This window comes from Pseudomonas sp. NPDC089569 (genome assembly GCF_050280625.1).
Taxonomy (GTDB): domain Bacteria; phylum Pseudomonadota; class Gammaproteobacteria; order Pseudomonadales; family Pseudomonadaceae; genus Aquipseudomonas.
Genome location: NZ_JBNNVQ010000264.1, coordinates 1 through 1,350 on the forward strand (window position 1 = coordinate 1; position 1,350 = coordinate 1,350).

A 1,350-nucleotide genomic window follows, 5' to 3' on the forward strand; every position below is an offset into this window, starting at 1 on the left:
TGATCATGCTGACCGGACTGCTGGGTGTCCTCTCTGTACTCTGCTCGTGGATAGTGATCCAGCGTCACGTGGGCTTCTTCCACCTGAACCTGATGTGGATCCTGGGCGGCGTCGTCGGCGTGTTCCTGGCCCTCGACCTGTTCATGTTCTTCTTCTTCTGGGAAATGATGCTGGTGCCGATGTACTTCCTCATCGCGCTCAGGGGTCACAGCTCTTCGGACGGCAAGAAGACCCGGATCTACGCAGCGACCAAGTTCTTCATCTTCACTCAGGCTTCCGGCCTGATCATGCTGGTGGCGATCCTGGGCCTGGTACTGGTCAACTTCAACGACACCGGCGTGATTACCTTCAACTACGCCGATCTGTTGAAGACCAAGATGTCGACGACCACCGAGTACATCCTGATGCTCGGTTTCTTCATCGCCTTCGCGGTGAAGCTGCCGGTCGTTCCGTTCCACTCCTGGTTGCCTGACGCTCACGCCCAGGCGCCGACCGCTGGTTCCGTCGACCTCGCCGGTATCTTGCTGAAAACGGCTGCCTACGGCCTGCTGCGTTTCGCCCTGCCGCTGTTCCCGAATGCATCGGCCGAGTTCGCGCCGATCGCCATGACCCTGGGTCTGATCGGGATTTTCTACGGTGCGTTCCTGGCGTTCGCGCAAACCGACATCAAGCGTCTGATTGCCTTCTCGTCCGTTTCCCACATGGGCTTCGTACTGATCGGCATCTACTCCGGTAGCCAGTTGGCGCTGCAGGGCGCGGTCATCCAGATGCTGGCGCACGGTCTTTCCGCTGCGGCACTCTTTATCCTGAGTGGCCAACTGTACGAACGCACCCACACCCGCGACATGCGTGAAATGGGTGGCCTGTGGTCGAAGATCGCTTACCTGCCGGCACTCAGCCTGTTCTTCGCAGCCGCATCGCTGGGCCTGCCAAGTACCGGTAACTTCGTCGGCGAGTTCCTGATCCTGATCGGCACCTTCCCGATCGCTCCATGGGTCACCATCATCGCGACAACCGGCCTGGTGTTCGGCTCGGTCTACTCGCTGATCATGATCCACCGTGCCTACTTCGGTCCGTCCAAATCGGACGCGGTCCTGCATGGCATGGATGGTCGCGAACTGATCATGGTGGTCGGTCTGGCAGCGCTGCTGATTTACCTCGGCGTCTACCCGCAACCGTTCCTCGATACTTCTGCCGCTACGATGCATGGCGTGCAGCAGTGGCTCGGCACCGCCTTCACTCAACTCGCTTCGGCAACAGTCGATTTTGCAATCTTTAGACGCCGAGCAACCTCAGCTTGCGTAAGCCCCTCATCCATCAATTTGATGATCTTGAATTTCAGTTCAGCCG

Annotated in this window: 1 protein-coding gene; it reads left to right on the forward strand. The window is 58.8% G+C overall.

All coding sequences use genetic code 11. From position 1 onward, the window contains the following. On the forward strand, nucleotides 1–1,350 hold a 1,350-nt coding region (gene nuoM, locus ACQKP2_RS32940), incomplete at both ends, for an NADH-quinone oxidoreductase subunit M (protein ID WP_427582395.1).